The sequence below is a fragment of the Pseudomonas sp. Pc102 genome, from assembly GCF_018408275.1.
In the GTDB taxonomy this organism is placed as follows: domain Bacteria; phylum Pseudomonadota; class Gammaproteobacteria; order Pseudomonadales; family Pseudomonadaceae; genus Metapseudomonas; species Metapseudomonas tohonis.
The window spans coordinates 4,387,183-4,406,123 of sequence record NZ_AP021905.1; the positions used below are offsets into that span (position 1 = coordinate 4,387,183).

General features: G+C 68.6%; 14 protein-coding genes. 13 read left to right on the forward strand and 1 reads right to left on the reverse strand.

The window, feature by feature from the left end:
• The first annotated feature begins 6 nt into the window (after positions 1 to 6).
• From PHLH3_RS19970 to PHLH3_RS19995, 6 genes are all read left to right on the forward strand, one after another.
• Complete coding sequence (locus PHLH3_RS19970; RefSeq protein WP_213625499.1) at positions 7 to 1,329, forward strand: amidohydrolase family protein; 1,323 nt, start codon at positions 7 to 9, stop codon at positions 1,327 to 1,329.
• 88 nt (positions 1,330 to 1,417) lie between these two features.
• A complete protein-coding gene (locus tag PHLH3_RS19975) occupies positions 1,418 to 3,184 on the forward strand; it encodes an ABC transporter ATP-binding protein (protein ID WP_213625500.1) in 1,767 nt (588 codons plus the stop codon).
• Positions 3,177 to 5,051 carry an ABC transporter ATP-binding protein gene (locus tag PHLH3_RS19980; protein ID WP_213625501.1) on the forward strand — a complete coding sequence of 625 codons (1,875 nt, stop codon included), beginning with the start codon at positions 3,177 to 3,179 and terminating at the stop codon, positions 5,049 to 5,051. Before PHLH3_RS19975 ends, PHLH3_RS19980 begins: the two co-directional genes overlap by 8 nt.
• A 411-nt stretch (positions 5,052 to 5,462) precedes the next feature.
• Positions 5,463 to 5,789, forward strand: a complete 327-nt coding sequence (locus PHLH3_RS19985; protein WP_213625502.1) for a type II toxin-antitoxin system RelE/ParE family toxin — start codon at positions 5,463 to 5,465, stop codon at positions 5,787 to 5,789.
• A complete protein-coding gene (locus PHLH3_RS19990; RefSeq protein WP_213625503.1) occupies positions 5,786 to 6,067 on the forward strand; it encodes an XRE family transcriptional regulator in 282 nt (93 codons plus the stop codon). Before PHLH3_RS19985 ends, PHLH3_RS19990 begins: the two co-directional genes overlap by 4 nt.
• A gap of 282 nt (positions 6,068 to 6,349) precedes the next feature.
• A complete protein-coding gene (locus PHLH3_RS19995) occupies positions 6,350 to 6,730 on the forward strand; it encodes an FxLYD domain-containing protein (protein WP_213625504.1) in 381 nt (126 codons plus the stop codon).
• Between the two features lie 11 nt (positions 6,731 to 6,741).
• Here PHLH3_RS19995 and PHLH3_RS20000 read toward each other — a convergent pair whose 3' ends face one another.
• On the reverse strand, positions 6,742 to 7,485 hold the full coding sequence (locus PHLH3_RS20000) for a class II aldolase/adducin family protein (RefSeq protein WP_111264345.1): 744 nt from the start codon (positions 7,483 to 7,485) through the stop codon (positions 6,742 to 6,744).
• 368 nt (positions 7,486 to 7,853) lie between these two features.
• Here PHLH3_RS20000 and PHLH3_RS20005 point away from each other — a divergent pair, with 368 nt between their 5' ends.
• The 7 genes from PHLH3_RS20005 to ssuD all read left to right on the forward strand — a co-directional run bounded on the left by PHLH3_RS20005 (position 7,854) and on the right by ssuD (position 18,877).
• The gene (locus PHLH3_RS20005) at positions 7,854 to 9,014 is read left to right on the forward strand and encodes an LLM class flavin-dependent oxidoreductase (RefSeq protein ID WP_213625505.1); all 1,161 of its coding nucleotides are present in this window, start codon (positions 7,854 to 7,856) and stop codon (positions 9,012 to 9,014) included.
• 11 nt (positions 9,015 to 9,025) lie between these two features.
• Positions 9,026 to 10,072, forward strand: a complete 1,047-nt coding sequence (locus PHLH3_RS20010) for an ABC transporter substrate-binding protein (protein WP_213625506.1) — start codon at positions 9,026 to 9,028, stop codon at positions 10,070 to 10,072.
• Between the two features lie 35 nt (positions 10,073 to 10,107).
• The gene (locus PHLH3_RS20015) at positions 10,108 to 11,166 is read left to right on the forward strand and encodes an ABC transporter substrate-binding protein (RefSeq protein ID WP_213625507.1); all 1,059 of its coding nucleotides are present in this window, start codon (positions 10,108 to 10,110) and stop codon (positions 11,164 to 11,166) included.
• Positions 11,167 to 11,493: 327 nt separating this feature from the next.
• Positions 11,494 to 13,752, forward strand: coding sequence for a TonB-dependent receptor (locus tag PHLH3_RS20020; protein ID WP_213625508.1), 2,259 nt, complete (start codon positions 11,494 to 11,496; stop codon positions 13,750 to 13,752).
• Positions 13,753 to 14,178: 426 nt separating this feature from the next.
• Positions 14,179 to 16,647, forward strand: a complete 2,469-nt coding sequence (locus PHLH3_RS20025; protein WP_213625509.1) for a TonB-dependent receptor — start codon at positions 14,179 to 14,181, stop codon at positions 16,645 to 16,647.
• Between the two features lie 506 nt (positions 16,648 to 17,153).
• On the forward strand, positions 17,154 to 17,717 hold the full coding sequence (gene msuE / locus PHLH3_RS20030; RefSeq protein ID WP_213625510.1) for an FMN reductase: 564 nt from the start codon (positions 17,154 to 17,156) through the stop codon (positions 17,715 to 17,717).
• An 11-nt stretch (positions 17,718 to 17,728) separates the two neighbouring features.
• Positions 17,729 to 18,877 (forward strand): FMNH2-dependent alkanesulfonate monooxygenase, encoded by a 1,149-nt coding sequence (ssuD, locus tag PHLH3_RS20035; protein WP_213625511.1) that lies wholly within the window; start codon positions 17,729 to 17,731, stop codon positions 18,875 to 18,877.
• Positions 18,878 to 18,941: the final 64 nt, after the last annotated feature.

The window sequence follows — 18,941 nt, forward strand, 5'->3', positions numbered from 1 at the left end:
AGGAAAATGACCCCCTCACTCGCTCGCGTCATCCGCCAGGGCAACCGCCTGGCCCTCGCTTCCGGCACCGCGCTGCTGCTCGGCGCCGCCCCCTTCGCCCTCGCCGCCGAGGCCCCCAAGGCCGCCGCGCCCGCCCAGCCGCCGCAGCTCGTCGCGCTCAAGGCCGCACGGCTGATCGACGTCACCAGCGGCAAGGTGGTCAAGGACCCGGTGGTGCTGATCGAAGGCGAGAAGATCAAGGCCGTCGGCCCCGACGTCGTGATCCCCAGCGACGCCCGCGTCGTCGACCTCGGCGCCAGCACCCTGCTGCCCGGGCTGATCGACTCCCACGTGCACCTCGGCGGCTTCGGCCCGCGCTTCGGCACCGCCCGTGGCGCCCTGGCCGGCGCCAAGCAGGCGCTGGATACCCTCAAGGCCGGCTTCACCACCCTGCGCAACATGGGCGGCCGCGCCTTCACCGGTATCGCCCTGCGCGACGCCATCAACGAAGGCGACATCCCCGGCCCGCGCATCTACGACGCCGGCACCCTGCTCACCACCACCGGCGGCCACTGCTCCGGCCAGCCCACCACCCCCGAGGACGACAAGGACGGCGCCGGCGTGGCCAATGGCGCGGACGCCTTCGAGCGCAAGGTGCGCCAGCAGTTCAAGTACGGCGCCGACTTCATCAAGGTGTGCATCACCGGCGGCTTCATGAGCGGCACCGACCCGCGTGTCACCCAGTTCAGCGAAGAGGAGCTGAAGTCGGTGATCGACACCGCCCACCGCTATCGCAAGAAGGTCGCGGTGCACGCCCACGGCGCCGATGGCATCCGCCTCGCCGCACGGCTGGGCGCCGACACCATCGAGCACGCCTCACTGGTGGACGACGAAGGCCTGAAGCTGCTCAAGCAGAAGAACATCCCCATCGTGCCCACCCTGGCCATCGGCGGCCTGGCCCTGGACCATGCCATCGAGGCCGGCGCCAGCCCCTACACCCTGGCGATCCTCAAGCAGACCGGCACCATCCACCGGCAGAACATCGCCAAGGCCATCAAGGCCGGCATCCCGATCATCTACGGCACCGATGCGCCCATCACCCCGCACGGCACCAACGCGGTGGAGTTCCACTTCCTGGTGGAAGCCGGCCTCACGCCCCTGCAGGCCATCCAGGCCGCCACCATCACCCCGGCCAAGTGGCTGGAGGCCAGCGACAGCATCGGCAGCATCGAGGCCGGCCGCTACGCCGACATCATCGCCGTGAAGGACGACCCCCTCGCCGACATCAAGGTGCTGGAGAAGGTGCAGTGGGTGATGAAAGGTGGGGTGATCTACAAGGACGAGCTGTAAGCCCGCCCGTACCCCTGGGGGGCGGGTGCAACCCGCCCTCGCCCGCCCCGCCGAGCACCACGCCCACCTCCCACCACGAGCCTCGCCGATGCCCCACCGCCACCCCCTGCTCCGCTGCCTGGCCATCTACCGCGAGATGCCCTGGCGCTTCGCCCTCACCGCGTCCCTGTTCATCGCCGTCAACCTGGGCCTGGCCTGGCAGCAATGGCTGGTGGGGCACGCGGTCAACGATGTCAGCGCCGGCCGCGCCGTGGTACGCCAGGCCGACGGCAGCCTCGACGCTTCGCTCGGCTGGTACTGGGTCGCCCTGATCGTCGGCGTCGCCCTGGGCCGGGGCGTGCTGCAGTACGCCGCCGGCGTACTCTCGCTGATCCTCAGCCAGGAACTGCTGACGCGCCTGCGCGAGCGCATCCTCGGCCAGGTCCAGGGCCTGCACCTGGGCTACCACTGGCAGCACGGCATGGGCGAGATGGTCACCCGCACCACCCGCGACGCCGACAAGGTGCGCGACGCGCTCATCAGCTTCTGGCGCCAGCTGGTGGAAACCCCGCTGGTGGTGCTCGCCGCCGTCGGCCTGCTGGGCTGGTACCACCCGCTGCTGGGCCTGGTGCCGCTGCTGCTCACCGCACTGGGGCTGGCCATCTTCGTGGTGCAGACCGAACGCCTGGTGAGCCTCGACCGCGCCGTGGGCGCGGCCTACGACCGCGTCGCCCAGGACCTCGCCGAAGGCATCGGCGGCGTGCGCGTGATCAAGTCCTTCGCCCTGGAGGCCAGCCGCATCCAGGGCTTCGCCAGCCAGGTCGGCCTGTTCGCCGAGCATGCCCGCACCGCCCTCGCCTACGCCGCCTCGCGCATCCCCCTGCCCCAGGCGGTGGTCGCCCTCGGCCACGTGTGGATCCTGGTCTACGGCGCGCACCTGGTGGCCGACGGGCGCATCGGCATCGGCGAGCTGGTCACCTCGCTGCTGATCGCCACCACCCTGGTGTTCCGCATCGAAGGCATCGGCCGGGTCATGCAGACCTTCGCCGACGCCCGCTCCTCCGCCGAGCGCATCTGGCAGTTGCTCGACGAGCAGCCGGCCATCCGCAGCGGCACCGCGCCCCTGCCCGCAGGCCCGCTGGGGCTCAGGCTGGAGGCGGTCGGCGTCAGCGCCCCCGACGGCGGCCGCGAGATCCTCCGCGCCTGCTCGCTGCGCATCGAACCGGGCGAGGTCGTCGCCCTGGTCGGCGCCACCGGCACCGGCAAGAGCCTGCTGGCCAGCCTGTTGCCGCGCCTGGTGGACGTCAGCGCCGGGCGCCTGCTGCTGGGCTCCGATATCGCCGGCTGGCAGGACGTGCGCCAGCTCGACCTGGCCCAGCTGCGCCGCCGCGTGCACGTGGTGCCCCAGGAAAGCTTCCTGTTCTCCGACACCCTGGCGGCCAACCTGCGCCTGGCCGCGCCCGGGGCCAGCGACGCCGAGCTGCTCCAGGCCCTGCACCTGGCCGCCGCCGACGATGTGCTGGAGCGCCTGCCCCGGGGGCTGGACACCGCCCTGGGCGATCGCGGGGTGACCCTCTCCGGCGGCCAGCGCCAGCGCCTCAACCTGGCCCGCGCGCTGCTCGGCCAGCCGGACATCCTCTGCCTCGACGACGCCACCAGCGCCCTCGATGCCATCAGCGAGCGCCGCGTGCTGGGCAACATCCGCGACCTGCGCGGCACCACGCTGCTGGTCATCTCCAGCCGGCTCTCCACCATCCTCCTGGCCGACCGCGTGCTGCTGCTCGACCAGGGCGCCATCGCCGACGCCGGCACCCACGCCGAGCTGCTGCAACGCAACCCCGTCTACCGCGACCTGCTGGGGATCGACCATGGCTAACCCACTACCGGGCAAGGCGCTCTCGGACATCGAGATCGAGGAAATGCTCGCCCGCCAGGCACTGGATCGCGGCATGCTGCACCGCCTGCTGCCGCTGCTGCGGCCGATACGCGGCGCCATCCTCACGGTCATCGCGCTGGAGGTGCTGCTGGTGTTCACCGTGTTCCTGCGGCCGCTGTTCGTGCGCGAACTGCTCGACCACGGGCTGGTGCCACAGGGCGACCACTGGCTGCTGGACGAGCGCCTGGTGGCCCTGCTCGGCCTGGGCCTGGCGGCCAGCTGGCTGGGGCGCTTCCTGCTCGCCGGGCTGTCGCAGTTTATCGCCGGCAGCGCCGCCATCCGCGTGCTCAACGACCTGCGCGTGCGCGTGTTCGCCCATGTCCAGGCGCTGAGCGTCGGCTATTTCGACCGGACCAAGGCCGGGCGCATCATCTCCCGCGCCGACCGCGACGTGGACAGCCTCGAACCGCTGCTGATCCAGGGCCCGCCGGAGCTGCTCGGCGCCCTGCTGCGCTGTGGCGTGGCCGGCGTGCTGCTGTGGCTGATCTCGCCGCTGTTCTTCCTCGCCCTGGTGGGCACCGTGCCCCTGCTGTTCGCCGCCACCTGGGCGTTCAAGCGCATCTCCCAGCGCAACTGGGCGCGGGTGGCGGAGAACCGCAGCCGCTTCACCGCGCACCTGGTGGAGAGCGTCAGCGGCGCGCGGATGATCCAGCAATGCGTGCAGGAGGCGCCCAACCGCGCGCGCTACCGGCGCCTGCTGCTGGACTTCAACCAGGCGCTGATCCGCGGCAGCCTGCGCTCCGGCTGGTTCGCCCCCTTCACCGCGCTGCTCGCGGCCGCCGGCATGGCCGCGCTGCTGCTGGTGGGCGGCCACGGCCTGGCCAACGGCACGGTGAGCGTCGGCCAGGTGGCGGAAAGCCTGTTCTACGTGATGATGTTCCTCGGCCCGCTGCAGGAGCTGTCGGACCTCTTCGAGCGCTACGCCACCGGCTCCGCCTCGGCGCAGCGCATCTTCCTGCTGCTCGACACGGCGCCGGAGATCACCGACCGCCACGCGCCGCAGACCCTGCCCGACGCCCGTGGCGAGGTGCGCTTCGAGGCCGTGCGCTTCGCCTACGACCCCAGGGCCGCGCACCCGGTGATCCGCGACCTGGACCTGCACATCCAGGCCGGCGAGGTGCTGGCCATCGTCGGCCCCTCGGGCCACGGCAAGAGCACCCTGGTGCAACTGCTCACGCGCTTCTACGACGTGCAGGGCGGTGCCGTGCGCATCGACGGCGTGGACGTGCGCGACGTCGCCCAGCACGCCTTGCGCCGCCGCGTCGCCGTGGTGCTGCAGGACAACGTGCTGTTCAGCGGCAGCATCCTCGACAACCTGCGCCTGGCCGCCCCCGCCGCCAGCGACGCCGAACTGATCGCCGCCGCCCGCGAGCTGGGCGCCGACGAGGTGCTCGAGCGCCTGCCGCACCGGTACCACAGCGAAGTCGGCCCCCTCGGTGCCCACCTCAGCCACGGCCAGCGCCAGCTGGTGTGCCTGGTCCGCGCCTACCTCGCCGACCCGGCGGTGCTGGTCCTCGACGAAGCCACCTCGGCGGTGGACGTGCACACCGAGCGGCGCATCCAGCGCGCCCTGCGCCGCCTCTGCGAAGGCCGCACGGCGATCATCATCGCCCACCGCCTGGCCACCATCCGCGACGCCGACCGCATCGCCGTGATCCGCAACGGCCAGCTCGTCGAACTCGGCCCCCATGCGCAGCTGATCGAGCGCAACGGCGCCTACGCCGCCCTCTACCAGACCTACCTGCGCAGCGCCGAGACCGGCGCCTCCATCGACACCATCCTGGAAAAGGCCGGCGCGGAGGGGTGAATCACACCGCGCACGACACGGCCCGTGGGAGCGGTTTCAACCGCGAAGAGATTCGCGAATGAATTCGCTCCCACAGCCCTATTCCCATGGCCTCGGCGGCACGTTTTGTAGGGTGGATGACGCTCTTTTCATCCACCAGCCCAGTGGCCGGCAGGCACGAAAGGTGGACCGATGGAGCGGGTTCCACCCTACGCCGCACGCACCCCGTTGAAGGCCTCACAAACGGATTCGCCCCCACGTAGCGACATCAGGCTCTGCGCATACGCTCACCAGCTGCTTCGAAAATCCCCACAACCCTTTTGCCTTGCAGCCCTACAAGCTCCAGCGGTAACCCATCGTATTGGCCTAGAGGGAAGCGGGTGCACCGCTAGCCTTCCGGAAAAATATATCCAAATCAGTATATTTTCGATAATGAAACCACTACGCTTCCTGGGCGATGCCCTGAAATGCCTGCGCGGCTTTCCCAGTAGCGCCAAGCAGGACGCAGGCTACCAACTGGACCTATTGCAACGCGGCTGCATGCCAACGGATTTCAAGCCAATGCCGAGCATCGGAACCGGCGTGGAAGAGATTCGGATCAGGGACGAATCCGGGGCCTATCGGGTGATCTACACCACCCGGGTAGCCGACGCCATCTGGGTTCTGCACGCCTTCCAAAAGAAAACCCAGGCCACATCCAGGCGCGACATCGAACTGGCCAAGGCCCGTTACCAGGAACTCATGCGAGGTTTGAAATGAGCGAAATCGAAAGCTTCGACAGCGTGTGGGATGCCATCGCCGACACCCCCGAGCAGGCCGCCAACCTGCGTGCACGTGCAGAGTTGATGCAGCAGATCACCGCCATCATCGAAGACAGCGGCTGGAAGCAGGCAGAAGCGGCTGCCCGTTGCGGCGTCACGCAGCCACGGATCAACGACCTGCTACGCGGGCGTATCTCGCGCTTCTCGCTGGACGCCCTGGTGAACATCGCCACCGCGCTGGGACGGCGGGTGAGCGTGACCCTGAGCGTGGCCTGAACCAGGCGAACAACGCATTGCGAATGAATTCGCTCCCACAGCCCCAATCTCCAAAACCTTGCGATGGCACGCCCGTAGGATGGGAAGAGCGAAGCGAAACCCATGCTGCCAGGTGCTCGACATAACACCGAACGGTGGACCGATAAAGCGGGGTCCACCCCACGCTGCGGGCACCTCCGTGAGTCGCCGCCGTAAGCCTCGGATTACGCGGCGCCGAGCGGTAGTCGACAAGGTTATCGCGCCGATGTATCAACGGAGGGTTAAGGCCTCGAGTCATTCGCCATGTTGCGTAAAACCTGCCTCGCCCTGCTGGCCCTCGTGCCGCTGTATGCCCTCGCCGATGACGTCAAGGTGCGCAACCTCGCCCTCACCCGTTCCGGGCACGACAGCTACATCAACGGCACCGCAGCCAACACCACCGAGAAGTCGTTCTCCACCGTCACCCTGGTGTTCGACATCTACGAGGGCGGCAAGCTGGTGGACACCGAGACCTTCCGCGCCAAGGGCATCGAGGGTGGCCAGGCGTGGCGCTTCTCGGTGCCGGTGAAGGCACGCAAGTTCGACAGCTACAAGGTGCGCACGGTGCTCATCGACACCGAGTTCAGCGAATCCATCGGCGCGGCGACGCTGCCGCCCGCCGCGCCAGCGTCACCCGCCCCTTAGCGGGCGCCGCTTCAGGCCACTTCGCCCAGCAGCTTCTGCCCTTCGGCCCAGAGGCCGGTCATCTTCCATTGCTGCTCCAGCACGCCGGGGCCGAACTCCCTGGAGCCGCCGAGGTTTTCCGCCAGCGCCTGGAAGTAGGCGCCCTCTTCCACCAGCAGGACCAGCTTGGCCACCTGGAGGATGCCGGTGCCCCAGAAGGTCGCCCCGCCGTTGGCCTCCAGCAGCCCCGGCGTGTGCGGGTTGGCCTCGATGGTCTCGACGATGAACGCCGGCTCCGGCTGGCGACGGTCGATGTACACCGGCAGCTCGCGCGCCAGGGTCACCCGTTGCGAGGCGGCGTAGCGCAGCGGCAGCACGCGGTGCGTACCGGCCCAGCCACCCAGGTAGGGCGTGTGCACGTGGATCACCACGTTCACCTCGGCGCGCTCGCGCAGCACCTGGGCGTAGCGCTTGCCGCTGCCGGCCTCGCGGCTCTCGCTCAGGGTCTGGGCGCCGCCCAGGGTCTCGTCGAGGTGGACGACGCCGTCGTAGCTCACCACCGAGGCGCGGATGGCCGGCTCGTCGTCCCAGGGCGACGGTGCGCGCAGGGCGATCACCAGGTCCGTCCCGGGGACGCGCAGGTAGGCCTGCAGGGTGTTGGTGGCGGTCAGGGTGCGGGTGTCCTGGAGTACGCGGAAGGCCTTGGCGAAATCGCGCTTGGCCTGCTCGACCTGGTCAAGGATGGCGCTGCCGAGGGTGCTGCTGGTCTGGGTCATGGGATCGTCCTTCAAGGGGGTTCACGCAACGAAGCTCCGTTGCCGCCGCGATGCGCGGTCGGAGCGGTGCAGAGCAGGACTTGTGCCGACTCCTTCAACCCCTTGAAACACAAGGCCTGGCGGCAGCGGCCAGGCCGTCCGCCGGCCCACTGCGGGCGATTCTGTTGCGCCCCCAGCAGCCGGCTGCTGGCAGGGTGTTGCTGGAGACGCACCCCGCCCGCCCGGCCTCTCGCGCCCTCTCCTCGCAGGCCTTGCCCCACCTGGCCCGCAGCCATGCCGGCGGGCCGTGGCATGGCCGTTGCACTCGCACCTGGCAGCGTGGCTCGCCGGCCCTGGCGGGAACCACGGCCACCTCATCAGGAGCGAATATGAGCACTGAATTCTTCTGGCGCCTGCCGCTGGGCACCGACGGACCGCAGCTGTCCACCGACAAGCACAACCGTGGCAGCCACGCGCACCGCCCGGGCAACATCGCCCCCGGCCGCCTGCCCAACGGCGAGCCCGATGGTTTCGGCTACATCGACTACATCGCCCAGGTGGCCAAGGCCGCCGAGCTGGCCGGCTTCGAGGGCGCGCTGCTGCCCACCGGCCCCGAGCCGTGGGTGGTGGCCTCGGCCCTGGCGCGGGAGACCCGCCGCATCAAGTTCCTCATCGCCTTCCAGGCCACCTGGACCCTGCCCGCCTACGCCGCCCAGCAGGCCGCCATCCTGCAGAACCTCAGCCGTGGCCGCCTGGAGTGGAACATCATCACCGGCGGCAACCCGGCCAGCCAGCGGGCCAATGGCGACTTCCTCGAACACGACCTGCGCTACAAGCGCACCGGCGAGTTCCTCGACATCATCAAGGGCCTCTGGGAGAACGAGCGCTTCTCCTACGACGGCGACATCTACCAGCTGGAGAACGGCGCGCTGCCGCCCGGCCTGCATGACGAGCGCAAGCCCGGGGTGTACTTCTCCGGCTTCTCCGACGCCGCGCTGGAGGTGGCCGCGCGCCACGCCGACGTCTACCTCAACTGGGCCGAGCCGGTGGACAAGCTCAAGCCGCACATCGACCGCGTGCGCGAGCTGGCCGACAAGCAGGGCCGCAGCGTGCGCTTCGGCCTGCGCGTCGACCTCTTCGCCCGCGAGACCGAGGAAGCCGCCTGGCGCGACCTGCGCGCCCAGTTCGACCGCCTCGAAGGCAAGCCCAGTTCCCTGGTTAAGAACTTCACCAGCGGCTCGGACTCCGTGGGTGGCGCGCGCCAGACCGCCTACCACCAGAACATCGACCGCTTCGACGACCTGATCCTCGGCCCCAATCTCTGGGCCGGCTTCGCCAAGGCCAAGCCCGGCCCGACCGTGGGCCTGGTGGGCAGCCACGAGAACATCGCCGAGCGCCTGGTGGAGTACCGCGACGCCGGCTTCTCCACCTTCATCCTCGCCGGCAACCCGCACCTGGAAGAAGCCCTGCGCATCGGCCAGGAAGTGCTGCCCCTGGTGCACCAGCGCTCGGCGGCGAGCCCGGCCGCCGCTCTCAAGCAAAGCGCCTGAGGAGACCGACCATGAGCCAACTCGAAACCCTCTGGTACACCCGCTGTCCGGTCCCCACCGGGCTCGGCATCGCCGTGCAGAAAGGCTGGCTGGAACAGACCCTGGCCAGCCAGGGCACGCGCATCCAGTCGCTGCGCGAATCCAGCGAGCAGGCGGTGCGCGAATCGCACTTCGACCACAGCCTGCAGAACTCGGTGCGTCACGGCGGCAACATCCCCGCCATCTGGGCCCGCTCCCAGGGCCGTGACACCCGCGTCATCGGCCTGTCCTGGGCGGACGAGGTGCAGCTGATCCTCACCCGTCCGGACAGCGGCATCAAAAGCGTCAGGGACCTCAAGGGCCGCCGCTTCGGCCTGCCGGACTGGCACGGCGCGCAGATCGATTTCACCCGCGCCCAGGCCCTGCGCGGCCTGGAGAACGCCCTGCGCCTGGACGGCCTGGAAGTGGCCGACGTGGAGCGCGTGGACTACCGCTACGGCGGCACCTTCAGCGACGAGCCGGTACAGGCCGTGGCCGGCACCCCGGTGAGCTCGCGCCGCGCCGAGGGGCGCAACGCCGAGCTGGTCGGCCTGCTGCGCGGCGAGGTGGATGCCATCTTCCTCAAGGGCGCCAGCGCCGCCCAGCTGGCCCATGACTTCGGCCTGCGCACGGTGATCGACACCGGCTCGCACCCCGAGCCGCTGGTGCGCTCGAACAACGGCACGCCGCGCACCCTCACGGTCGACGCCCACCTGCTGGAACAGCACCCGCAAGCCGCCGCCGGCATCCTCGACGCGGTGCTGCGCGCCGAGCAATGGGCCCACGCCCACCCCGACGACACCCGCCGCTACCTCGCCCGCGAGACCAACAGCAGCGAGTACTGGGTGACGGTGGCCTACGGCGAGGATGCCCACCGCCGCCTGCGCACCGAGCTGGACGAGCAGGCCATCGCCGCGCTGCAGGACTTCACCGCGTTCCTGCACCGCTGGGGCTTCATCCCGCGGCTGTTCGACGTGCGTGACTGGATCGATACCCGACCGCTGGACTCCCTGCGCGCAGCCACTGCGCTGGCAGGCTGATCGGCCGGGCTCTACTGACTTCAACCGAGCCACTTATGAGCAAGCCACTCGATACCCTCTGGTACACCCACAGCCCGGTTCCCACCGGGCTCGGCATCGCGGTGCAGTCCGGCCGCCTGGCCGAAGCCTTCCGCCCCTACGGCACCAGCATCCAGTCGCTGCGTGAATCCAGCGAACGCGGGGTACGCGAAGCCCACTACGACCACCACCTGCGCAACTCGGTACGCCACGGCGGCAACATCCCGGCCATCTGGGCCTACGCCAGCGGCGTGGAGACCCGCGTGCTGGGGCTGTCGTGGAGCGACGAGGTGCAGTTGATCCTCACCACCCCGGAATCCGGCGTGAGAAGCGTGCGCGACCTGAAGAACCGCCGCTTCGGCCTGCCCAAGTGGGCCAACGTGCAGATCGACTTCACCCGCGCCCAGGCCCTGCGCGGCCTGGAGAACGCCCTGCGCCTGGAAGGGCTCTCCGTGCGCGACGTCGAGCTGGTGGACTACCCCTACGGCGGCACCTACAGCGACGAGCAGAAGCACCACCTGTACGGCGCCGAAGTGAGCCTCGGGGTGGACCGCATCCGGCGCCGCAACAACGAGCTGATCGGCCTGTTGCGCGGTGACATCGATGCCATCTTCCTCAAGGGTGCCCACGCCGCCCACCTGGCCAACGAGTTCGGCCTGCAGGTGGTGGTCGACACCGGCTCGCACCCCGACCCGCTGATCCGCTCCAACAACGGCACGCCGCGGACCCTGACGGTGGACACCCACCTGCTGCACGAGCATTTCGATGCCTCGGTGCGCATCGTCGACACCGTGCTGCGCACCGAGCAATGGGCCTGGGCCAACCCGGACGAGACCCGGCGCTTCCTCGCCCGCGAGCTCAACACCAGCGAGTACTGGGTCGCCACCGCCTACGGCGAGGATGCCCACCGCCGCCTGCGCACCACCCTCGACGAACGCTCGATCGCGGCCCTGCAGGACTTCACCGACTTCCTCCATCGCTGGGACTTCATCCCCCGGCGTTTCGACGTGCGCGACTGGATCGATTTCAGCGTGCTGGAGAAGGTCATCGGCTCCACCTCCCGGGTCGCCGTCTGAGCCCTGTTGCCCGGGCAGCAATGCCCGGGCGACTGCTTCCCCAGCAGCAACTTCCCAGCAACTTCCTGCTGCCAATTACGCACACGCGAATGCCCCTCTACCGGCCTTGCATCCGGCCAACTCCCGCGCGCCCTTAGTTGTTGCAATAACGCGCCTCGGTTATTAATAAATTCCTTTTAAATCATATATTTGCGAATTTAAGAAAATATCCGACAAGCCCATCGAAAGGCTGGCACGACTCCTGCTCTTCCCCTTTTGCTTATTCATGGCACGCCTTGCGAACGCCCACTTGGCGACCCGTGCCTTACTTATAAAAGGGGAGAGAACATGCACACACCCAATCCGATTACCCGGGGCATATGGCTGGCCCTGTTGCTGACCGCCAGCGGTGCCCTGGTCGCCGCCGAGCGGACCGATGCGAAGAAGGCCGAAGACGCCGCCAAGGCGCAGCCCACCACCGCGCTGAAGACGGTCACCGTCACCGCCCAGCACCGCGAGGAAACCCTGCAGGAAACGCCCACCACCGTCTCGGCGGTGAACGGCACCAACATCACCGCCGACGGCGTGCGCGCCATCGGCGACATCACCACCTTCGTGCCCAACGCCGCCGCCAAGAACCCCGACGGCGACGGTCGTCCGCGCTGGTACATCCGCGGCCTGGGCACCGGCGACACCGGCGCCGCCACCGTATTCCCGGTCGGCATCTATGCCGACGACGTCTACCTCAACGCGCCCATCGCCGGTGGCGGCCCGCTCTACGACCTGGAGCGCATCGAGATCCTGCGCGGCCCACAGGGCACCCTGTACGGCAAGAACACCACCGCCGGCGCCGTGAACATCATCTCGAAGAAGCCCGATTTCGACACCGACGGCTACGGCACCATCGGCTTCGGCAGCAAGAACGAACGCATCCTCAACGGCGCCATCGGCGGCGCCCTGGTGGACGAGCGCCTGGCCGCGCGAGTGGCGGTCTACTCCGAGGAGCGCGACGGCTTCACCAAGAACCTCACCAACGACCACACCTACGGCGACGTGAACAAGAAGGCCGTGCGCCTGCAGTTCCTCGCCCAGCTGACCCCGGACCTGGAAGCCCTGTGGAAGATCCACAGCCGCGAGCACAAGGGCGACGGCAGCAACGGCTCGCTGCCGGTGGGCCGCTACTACAACGTCGGCTACGTGCGCCCCCATGGCAGCAAGATCCAGCTCAACGTCGACGAGGACTACAAGCTCGACCACGACGGCACCTCGCTGACCCTGAACTGGGACCTGGGCGGCTACAAGCTGACCTCCATCAGCGCCTACGACAGCATTCGCAACCAGGCCCTCACCGACGCCGACTACACCCCCTACGAGGTCAACGGCGTCAGCGACGTCGACAACGAGTACAACCAGTACAGCCAGGAATTCCGCCTCGCCTCGCCCCAGGAAGATGCCCTGCGCTGGCTGGCCGGCGCCCACTACTTCCACGAGAAGCTCGACAGCGACGCCCTGCGCTACGTGCGCCCGGGGACCACCCCGAACGGCACCGGCAGCAACCAGACCGGCACCGTGTACCGCGACCTGGCCTACACCCACAAGACCGACAGCGTCGCGCTGTTCGGCAACGTCACCTACGACTTCACCGAGAAGTTCAGCGTGACCGGCGGCCTGCGCTGGACCCAGGAGAAGAAGGACATCGACCTGACCCTCACCCAGCGCCAGGCCAGCGGTGCCCCCATCGCCGGCGCCGACAACAACGGCACCAGCGAGAAGGACAAGACCTGGGACGCCTGGACCTACGACCTGACCCCGGAATACCGCATCAACGACAACCTGCGGGTGTTCTTCCGCTACGCCCACGGCTTCCGTTCCGGCGGCTTCAACACCGGCCTGTCCGGCGGCCTCTCCGGCCTGACCACGGTGGACCCGGAAGAACTGGATGCCTACGAACTGGGGCTGAAATCGGAGTGGCTGGACGGCCGCCTCACCGCCAATGCCAACGTCTTCTACTACGACTACAGCGACATCCAGGTGAACCTGCTCACCGTCAACAACGGCATCCTCACCACCGCCTTGACCAACGGCGCCGCCGGCGAGGTCAAGGGCGCGGAACTGGAACTGGAAGCCCAGCCCACCGAGTTCCTGCACCTGCGTGCCGCCCTCTCGCACCTGGACACCGAGTACACCGACTTCAAGAACGTCAACCCCAACACCGGTGTCGTCACCGCCGACTACAGCGGCAACCGCTTCGTGCGTTCGCCCGAGCAGGTCATCTCCCTGGGCGCCGACTACACCTTCCCGCTGGAAGTCGGCGGCAAGCTGGTGGCCGGCGGCGACGTCAGCTACCGCGGCAAGGAATACTTCCTGGCCGACCGCCAGAGCAGCGTCGACAGCACCCTCAGCCAGCCCCACTACACCCTGGCCAACGCCCGCCTGACCTGGTTCAACCATGACGAGAAGATCAGCGTCACCGGCTTCGTCAACAACCTCACCGACCGCCGCTACCAGGTCCACGGCCGCCCCAACGGCGCCGTCGGCAGCGGCCAGTACGTGATCACCTACGGCGACCCGCGCACCGTCGGCGTCAGCCTCACCACCCGCTTCTGATTCCAGGCGCGGGACCCACGCGGGAGCCCGAGCGATCGGCCTCCCGCGTTTTCATTCCCGCCACGCCCCGCCCCCTTCCGTGTCCGGCCGCGCGCGCCTCGTAGGAGGGTGTAGAGCGCAGCGAAACCCATGCTGCCAATGCCGCTCCGAACCCCTGTCGATCACCGCCCATACCTCGCCCATTGCTGCCCCGTTGCGGGCCCGCTGCTGCCCCTCCAGCAACCCCGGCACAAGGGCCGTAAACCCGCTCCAACAACTCCAATAACCCATTGATTTACATCGGCTTTAAATAATCGAAAAACCGCAAAGCCCCTGGCACAACCGTTGCTCTGGAGGAAGGCGAAAGAGGCGCAGGAAGGGAAAACCCATAAGCGCCCGGGACACGAAAAACCATGCCTTCACTTCCTTCCTACAGGGGTAAACCAGATGTACCGTCCTTCCCTCCTGGCCAGCGCCATCGCCCTGGCCACCAGCAGCCTTGCGTTCCCCGGCCTCGCCGCAGAATCCCCGAGCAAACCCACCGCCAACGGCGAACGCCTCGGCACGGTGGTGGTGGTCGGCACCCGCCGCAGCGACCTCACCGCGCTGGAAAGCGCAGCCCCGGTCGACGTGCTCAGCGGCGAACAGCTGCAGGAAACCGGCGCCCAGGACCTCTCCGGCGCCCTCACCGCGCTCTCGCCCTCCTTCAGCTTCCCGCAATCGCCCCAGGGCGCCTTCTCCGGCTCCATCGCCCAGGGCGCCTCGCTGCGCGGGCTGGCCTCCGACCAGGTACTGGTGCTGGTCAACGGCAAGCGTCGCCACACCAGCGCCAACGTCACCCGCCAGGGCCTGGTCAACGGCCGGGGCGCGGCGGCGGTGGACCTCAGCCTGATCCCCCTGGCGGCCATCCAGCGCGTGGAAATCCTCCGCGACGGCGCCGCCGCCCAGTACGGCTCGGACGCCATCGCCGGGGTGATCAACATCGTGCTCAAGGAAAAGGACGACGGCGGCAACATCGGCTACCGCTTCGGCGGCTACGACAAGGGCGACGGCCTGCAACGCAAGCTCAGCGGCTGGAAGGGCTTCGCCCTGCCCAACGACGGCTTCGTCACCCTCGCCTTCGATGCCGGCAGCCAGGACCCGGCCAGCGACACCAACCCGGACAACCGCATCTTCTACCCCGGCTCCACCAGCACCAACACGCCACGGGAACAGAACAACCCCAACCGCACCTGGCGCTGGGGCTCGGGCAACGTCTCCGACCAGTACAACTTCACCGCCAACGGCGAGGTCGGCCTGGCCGACGGCCTGACCGCCTACGCCTTCGCCACCTACGCCCACAAGAACAGCGACGCCGAAAGCTTCTTCGACCCGCCCACCGCCCTGCGCAACAACTACGGCAGCGTGGCCCTGGCGCGCTTCCCCGACGGCCGCGTGCCGATCACCCGCTACACCCTGGAGGACTATGCGCTGACCAGCGGCCTGCGCTACGAGGACGAAGCCCTGGGCAGGTTCGACCTGGCCCTCAACCACGGCGACAACTCGGTGAAGTCCACCGACCGCAACGCCATCAACCCCAGCTGGGGCGCCAGCAGCCCGGAGAAGATCTACACCGGCGAACGCGAGGCCGACCAGACCAACCTGACCCTGGACTGGACTCGCGACTTCCCCACCGACCTGCTGTACAAGCCGCTGACCCTCTCCGCCGGCCTCGCCTGGCGCAAGGAGAACTACGAGCTGAGCGCGGGCGAGGCGGCCGGCTGGCAGAACGGGCCGCTGTTCAACACCCTCGACCCGGTCACCGGGCGGCGCATCCCCGGCTACTACTCGGGCATCACCAACGTCGACGCCGTGTCGCTGGATCGCAAGGTCTGGGGCGCCTATGTCGATGTCGAAGGCCAGGTCACGGAGAAATTCCAGGCCGGCGTCGCTGCACGCACCGAGCACTACTCGGACTTCGGCGACACCACCAACGGCAAGCTCTCGCTGCGCTACGACTTCACCCGCCAGGTGGCCGCGCGCGCCACCGCCAGCACCGGCTACCGCGCGCCCTCGCTGGTGCAGAGCGGCCTGTCGTCGTTCAGCGTGCAGGTGGTCGAGCAGCCCACGGGCAGCGGCAACTGGGTGGAAGTGCAGCAGCGCACCCTGCGCGCCGACAGCCCCGAGGCCGCGTTGCTGGGCGGCAAGGCACTGAAGCCGGAGGAGTCCACCAACTACTCCCTGGGCCTGGTCTGGCGCCCGCTGGACAACGCCTCCTTCACCGTCGACGCCTACCGCATCGACATCGAGAACCGCATCACCCTGTCCGACCAACTGCCCGCCACCGTGGTCGGGCCGATCTTCGCCGGCACGCCCTACGCCAACATCCAGAGCGCGGCCTTCTACACCAACGTCGCCGACACCCGCACCCGCGGCATCGAGTTCACCGGCAACTACCAGTGGGACCTGGAGCGCGCCGGCCGCCTCAACCTCAGCGCCGGCTACAGCCGCAACCGCACCGAGATCACCAAGCTGCGCGATGTCGGCCGCATCCGCGGCTCGCAGATCGTCGGGCGCAACACCCAGGGCCTGATCGAGGAAGGCACCCCGGACGACAAGCTCACCCTCAGCGCCAGCTGGCTCTACGAGGGCTGGGGCCTGACCCTGGCGCAGCGCCGCTATGGCGAATGGAAGTCGCTCAACGCCAGCAACCCGGCCCTGGACCAGACCTTCAGCGCGCAATGGGTGACCGACCTGGACCTCAGCTACAGCTTCCAGCAGGGGCTCAAGGTCTCGGTGGGGGCGATCAACCTGTTCGACTGCCACCCCGACAAGCTCGAAGGCGCGCAGCTCTATGGCGTGCCCAAGTACAGCATCACATCGCCCGAAGGCGCGCAGGGGGCGTTCTACTACACCAGCGTCAGCTACGACTTCTGACCCAACGCCAGGGCCCCGAACGGGGCCCTTCCTGTAGGGGCGAATTCACTCGCCCAAACCCAACCACCCAACCCACAAGGAGCCCCCCGCAGGATGGGTAGAGCGCAGCGAAACCCATGCCGCCTAAGTCCACCCCAACCCCGCATGGTGGAGGTAAAAAGCGACCTCCACCCTACACAGCCCCCCGTATGGGCGAATTCATTCGCCCAAACCCAACCAACCAACCCACAAGGAGCACCCGTAGGATGGGTAGAGCGCAGCGAAACCCATGCCGCCGTCGCCCACCCCAACCCCGCAGCCGCCCCTGTGGGAGCGAATTCATTCGCGATGGCCGCAACCCCGCAAACTGTTTCCCCAGCAACACCCGATCAGCAGAAGTGTTGCCCACCTGGCAGGTTTTCCTGGCGCAACCCCGCCCAACTGCCCTGTTTCCGCACACTTGGGCTGTTGGTACGGCCCTTGCTCTGTCCCTCTGTACATAGCGCAACATCACAAGGGACAACCCCATGAGCAACGCCATCAACGTGGTCGCCGTCTCCGGCGGCACCTTCCGCCCCTCGCGCACCCTGGTGCTGACCCAGGCCCTGGTGGCCGAGCTGGGCAAGCACCTGCCGGTCAACGTGCGCATCATCGAGCTCGGCGATATCGCCCGCCCCGTCGGCGGCGCGCTGTCGCGCAAGGAGCTGCCGGAAACCGTCGAGCACGAGCTGCGCGCCATCGAGACGGCCGACCTGCTGGTGGTGGCCGCCCCGGTCTACCGCGGCTCCTACCCGGGCCAGTTCAAGCACCTGTTCGACCTGATCGACATGAACGCCCTGATCGACACCCCGGTGCTGCTCGCCGCCACCGGTGGCAGCGAGCGCCACGCGCTGGTCATCGACCACCAGCTGCGCCCGCTGTTCAGCTTCTTCCAGGCCCTCACGCTGCCCATCGGCGTCTACGCCTCCGAGGCCGATTTCGTCGACTACCAGGTCACCAGCGAGCCGCTGAAAGCCCGCATCGCGCTGGCCGCCGACCGCGCCGCCAGCCTCTTCGGCAGCCGCACTGACGCCCTCAAGAAGATCGCCTGAAGGACAGCCCCATGAATGTGTTCTGGTTCCTCCCCACCCACGGCGACGGCCACTTCCTCGGCACCAGCCAGGGCGCCCGCCCGGTGTCGCTGCCCTACCTCAAGCAGGTGGCCCAGGCCGCCGACAGCCTCGGCTACTACGGCGTGCTGATCCCCACCGGTCGCTCCTGCGAGGACTCCTGGGTGGTCGCATCGGCCCTGGCGCCGCTGACCGAGCGCCTGCGCTACCTGGTGGCGATCCGCCCCGGGATCATCTCGCCCACCGTTTCCGCGCGCATGGCCGCGACCCTCGACCGCCTCTCCGGCGGCCGCCTGCTGATCAACGTGGTGACCGGCGGCGACCCGGACGAGAACCGTGGCGACGGCATCCACCTGAGCCACGCCGAACGCTACGAAGTGACCGACGAATTCCTGCGCATCTGGCGCCGCGTGCTGCAGGGCGAGTCGGTGGACTTCGAGGGCAAGCACCTGCAGGTGCAGAACGCCAAGGCGCTCTATCCGCCGATCCAGAAACCCTACCCGCCGCTGTACTTCGGTGGCTCCTCCGACGCCGCCCACGACCTGGCCGGCGAGCAGGTGGACGTCTACCTGACCTGGGGCGAACCGCCGGCCGCCGTGGCCGAGAAGATCGCCGACGTGCGCGAGCGCGCCGCCCGCCATGGCCGCAGCGTGAAGTTCGGCATCCGCCTGCACGTGATCGTCCGCGAGACCGCCGACCAAGCCTGGCAGGCCGCGAGCAAGCTGATCGAGCACATCAGCGACGAAACCATCGAGGCGGCACAGAAATCCTTCTCGCGCTTCGACTCCGAGGGCCAGCGACGCATGGCCGCGCTGCACAACGGCCGCCGCGACAACCTGGAGATCGCCCCCAACCTCTGGGCCGGCGTCGGCCTGGTGCGCGGCGGTGCCGGCACCGCGCTGGTGGGCGACCCGCAACAGGTGGCCGAGCGCATCAAGGAATACGCGGACCTGGGCATCGAGAGCTTCATCTTCTCCGGCTACCCGCACCTGGAGGAGGCCTACCGCTTCGCCGAACTGGTTTTCCCGCTGCTGCCCGAGCCCTACGCCAGCCTCGCCGGTCGCGGCGTCACCAACCTCACCGGGCCCTTCGGCGAAATGATCGCCAACGACGTGCTGCCCACCAAGGTCGCCGCCCACTGACCGCACCGCCCCTGCCCCTGCGCAGGGGCGCCACGACAAGAACCCACCTGAAGAGGACCCGAGC

What these genes read in the sequence shown, in the direction of transcription:
- msuE (WP_213625510.1), top strand. Translation starts at nt 17,154, where the DNA reads ATGAGCAACGCCATCAACGTGGTCGCCGTCTCCGGCGGCACCTTCCGC.
- PHLH3_RS19990 (WP_213625503.1), top strand. Translation starts at nt 5,786, where the DNA reads ATGAGCGAAATCGAAAGCTTCGACAGCGTGTGGGATGCCATCGCCGAC.
- PHLH3_RS20000 (WP_111264345.1), bottom strand. Translation starts at nt 7,485, where the DNA reads ATGACCCAGACCAGCAGCACCCTCGGCAGCGCCATCCTTGACCAGGTC.
- PHLH3_RS20005 (WP_213625505.1), top strand. Translation starts at nt 7,854, where the DNA reads ATGAGCACTGAATTCTTCTGGCGCCTGCCGCTGGGCACCGACGGACCG.
- PHLH3_RS19975 (WP_213625500.1), top strand. Translation starts at nt 1,418, where the DNA reads ATGCCCCACCGCCACCCCCTGCTCCGCTGCCTGGCCATCTACCGCGAG.
- PHLH3_RS19995 (WP_213625504.1), top strand. Translation starts at nt 6,350, where the DNA reads ATGTTGCGTAAAACCTGCCTCGCCCTGCTGGCCCTCGTGCCGCTGTAT.
- PHLH3_RS20015 (WP_213625507.1), top strand. Translation starts at nt 10,108, where the DNA reads ATGAGCAAGCCACTCGATACCCTCTGGTACACCCACAGCCCGGTTCCC.
- PHLH3_RS19985 (WP_213625502.1), top strand. Translation starts at nt 5,463, where the DNA reads ATGAAACCACTACGCTTCCTGGGCGATGCCCTGAAATGCCTGCGCGGC.
- ssuD (WP_213625511.1), top strand. Translation starts at nt 17,729, where the DNA reads ATGAATGTGTTCTGGTTCCTCCCCACCCACGGCGACGGCCACTTCCTC.
- PHLH3_RS19970 (WP_213625499.1), top strand. Translation starts at nt 7, where the DNA reads ATGACCCCCTCACTCGCTCGCGTCATCCGCCAGGGCAACCGCCTGGCC.
- PHLH3_RS19980 (WP_213625501.1), top strand. Translation starts at nt 3,177, where the DNA reads ATGGCTAACCCACTACCGGGCAAGGCGCTCTCGGACATCGAGATCGAG.
- PHLH3_RS20020 (WP_213625508.1), top strand. Translation starts at nt 11,494, where the DNA reads ATGCACACACCCAATCCGATTACCCGGGGCATATGGCTGGCCCTGTTG.
- PHLH3_RS20010 (WP_213625506.1), top strand. Translation starts at nt 9,026, where the DNA reads ATGAGCCAACTCGAAACCCTCTGGTACACCCGCTGTCCGGTCCCCACC.
- PHLH3_RS20025 (WP_213625509.1), top strand. Translation starts at nt 14,179, where the DNA reads ATGTACCGTCCTTCCCTCCTGGCCAGCGCCATCGCCCTGGCCACCAGC.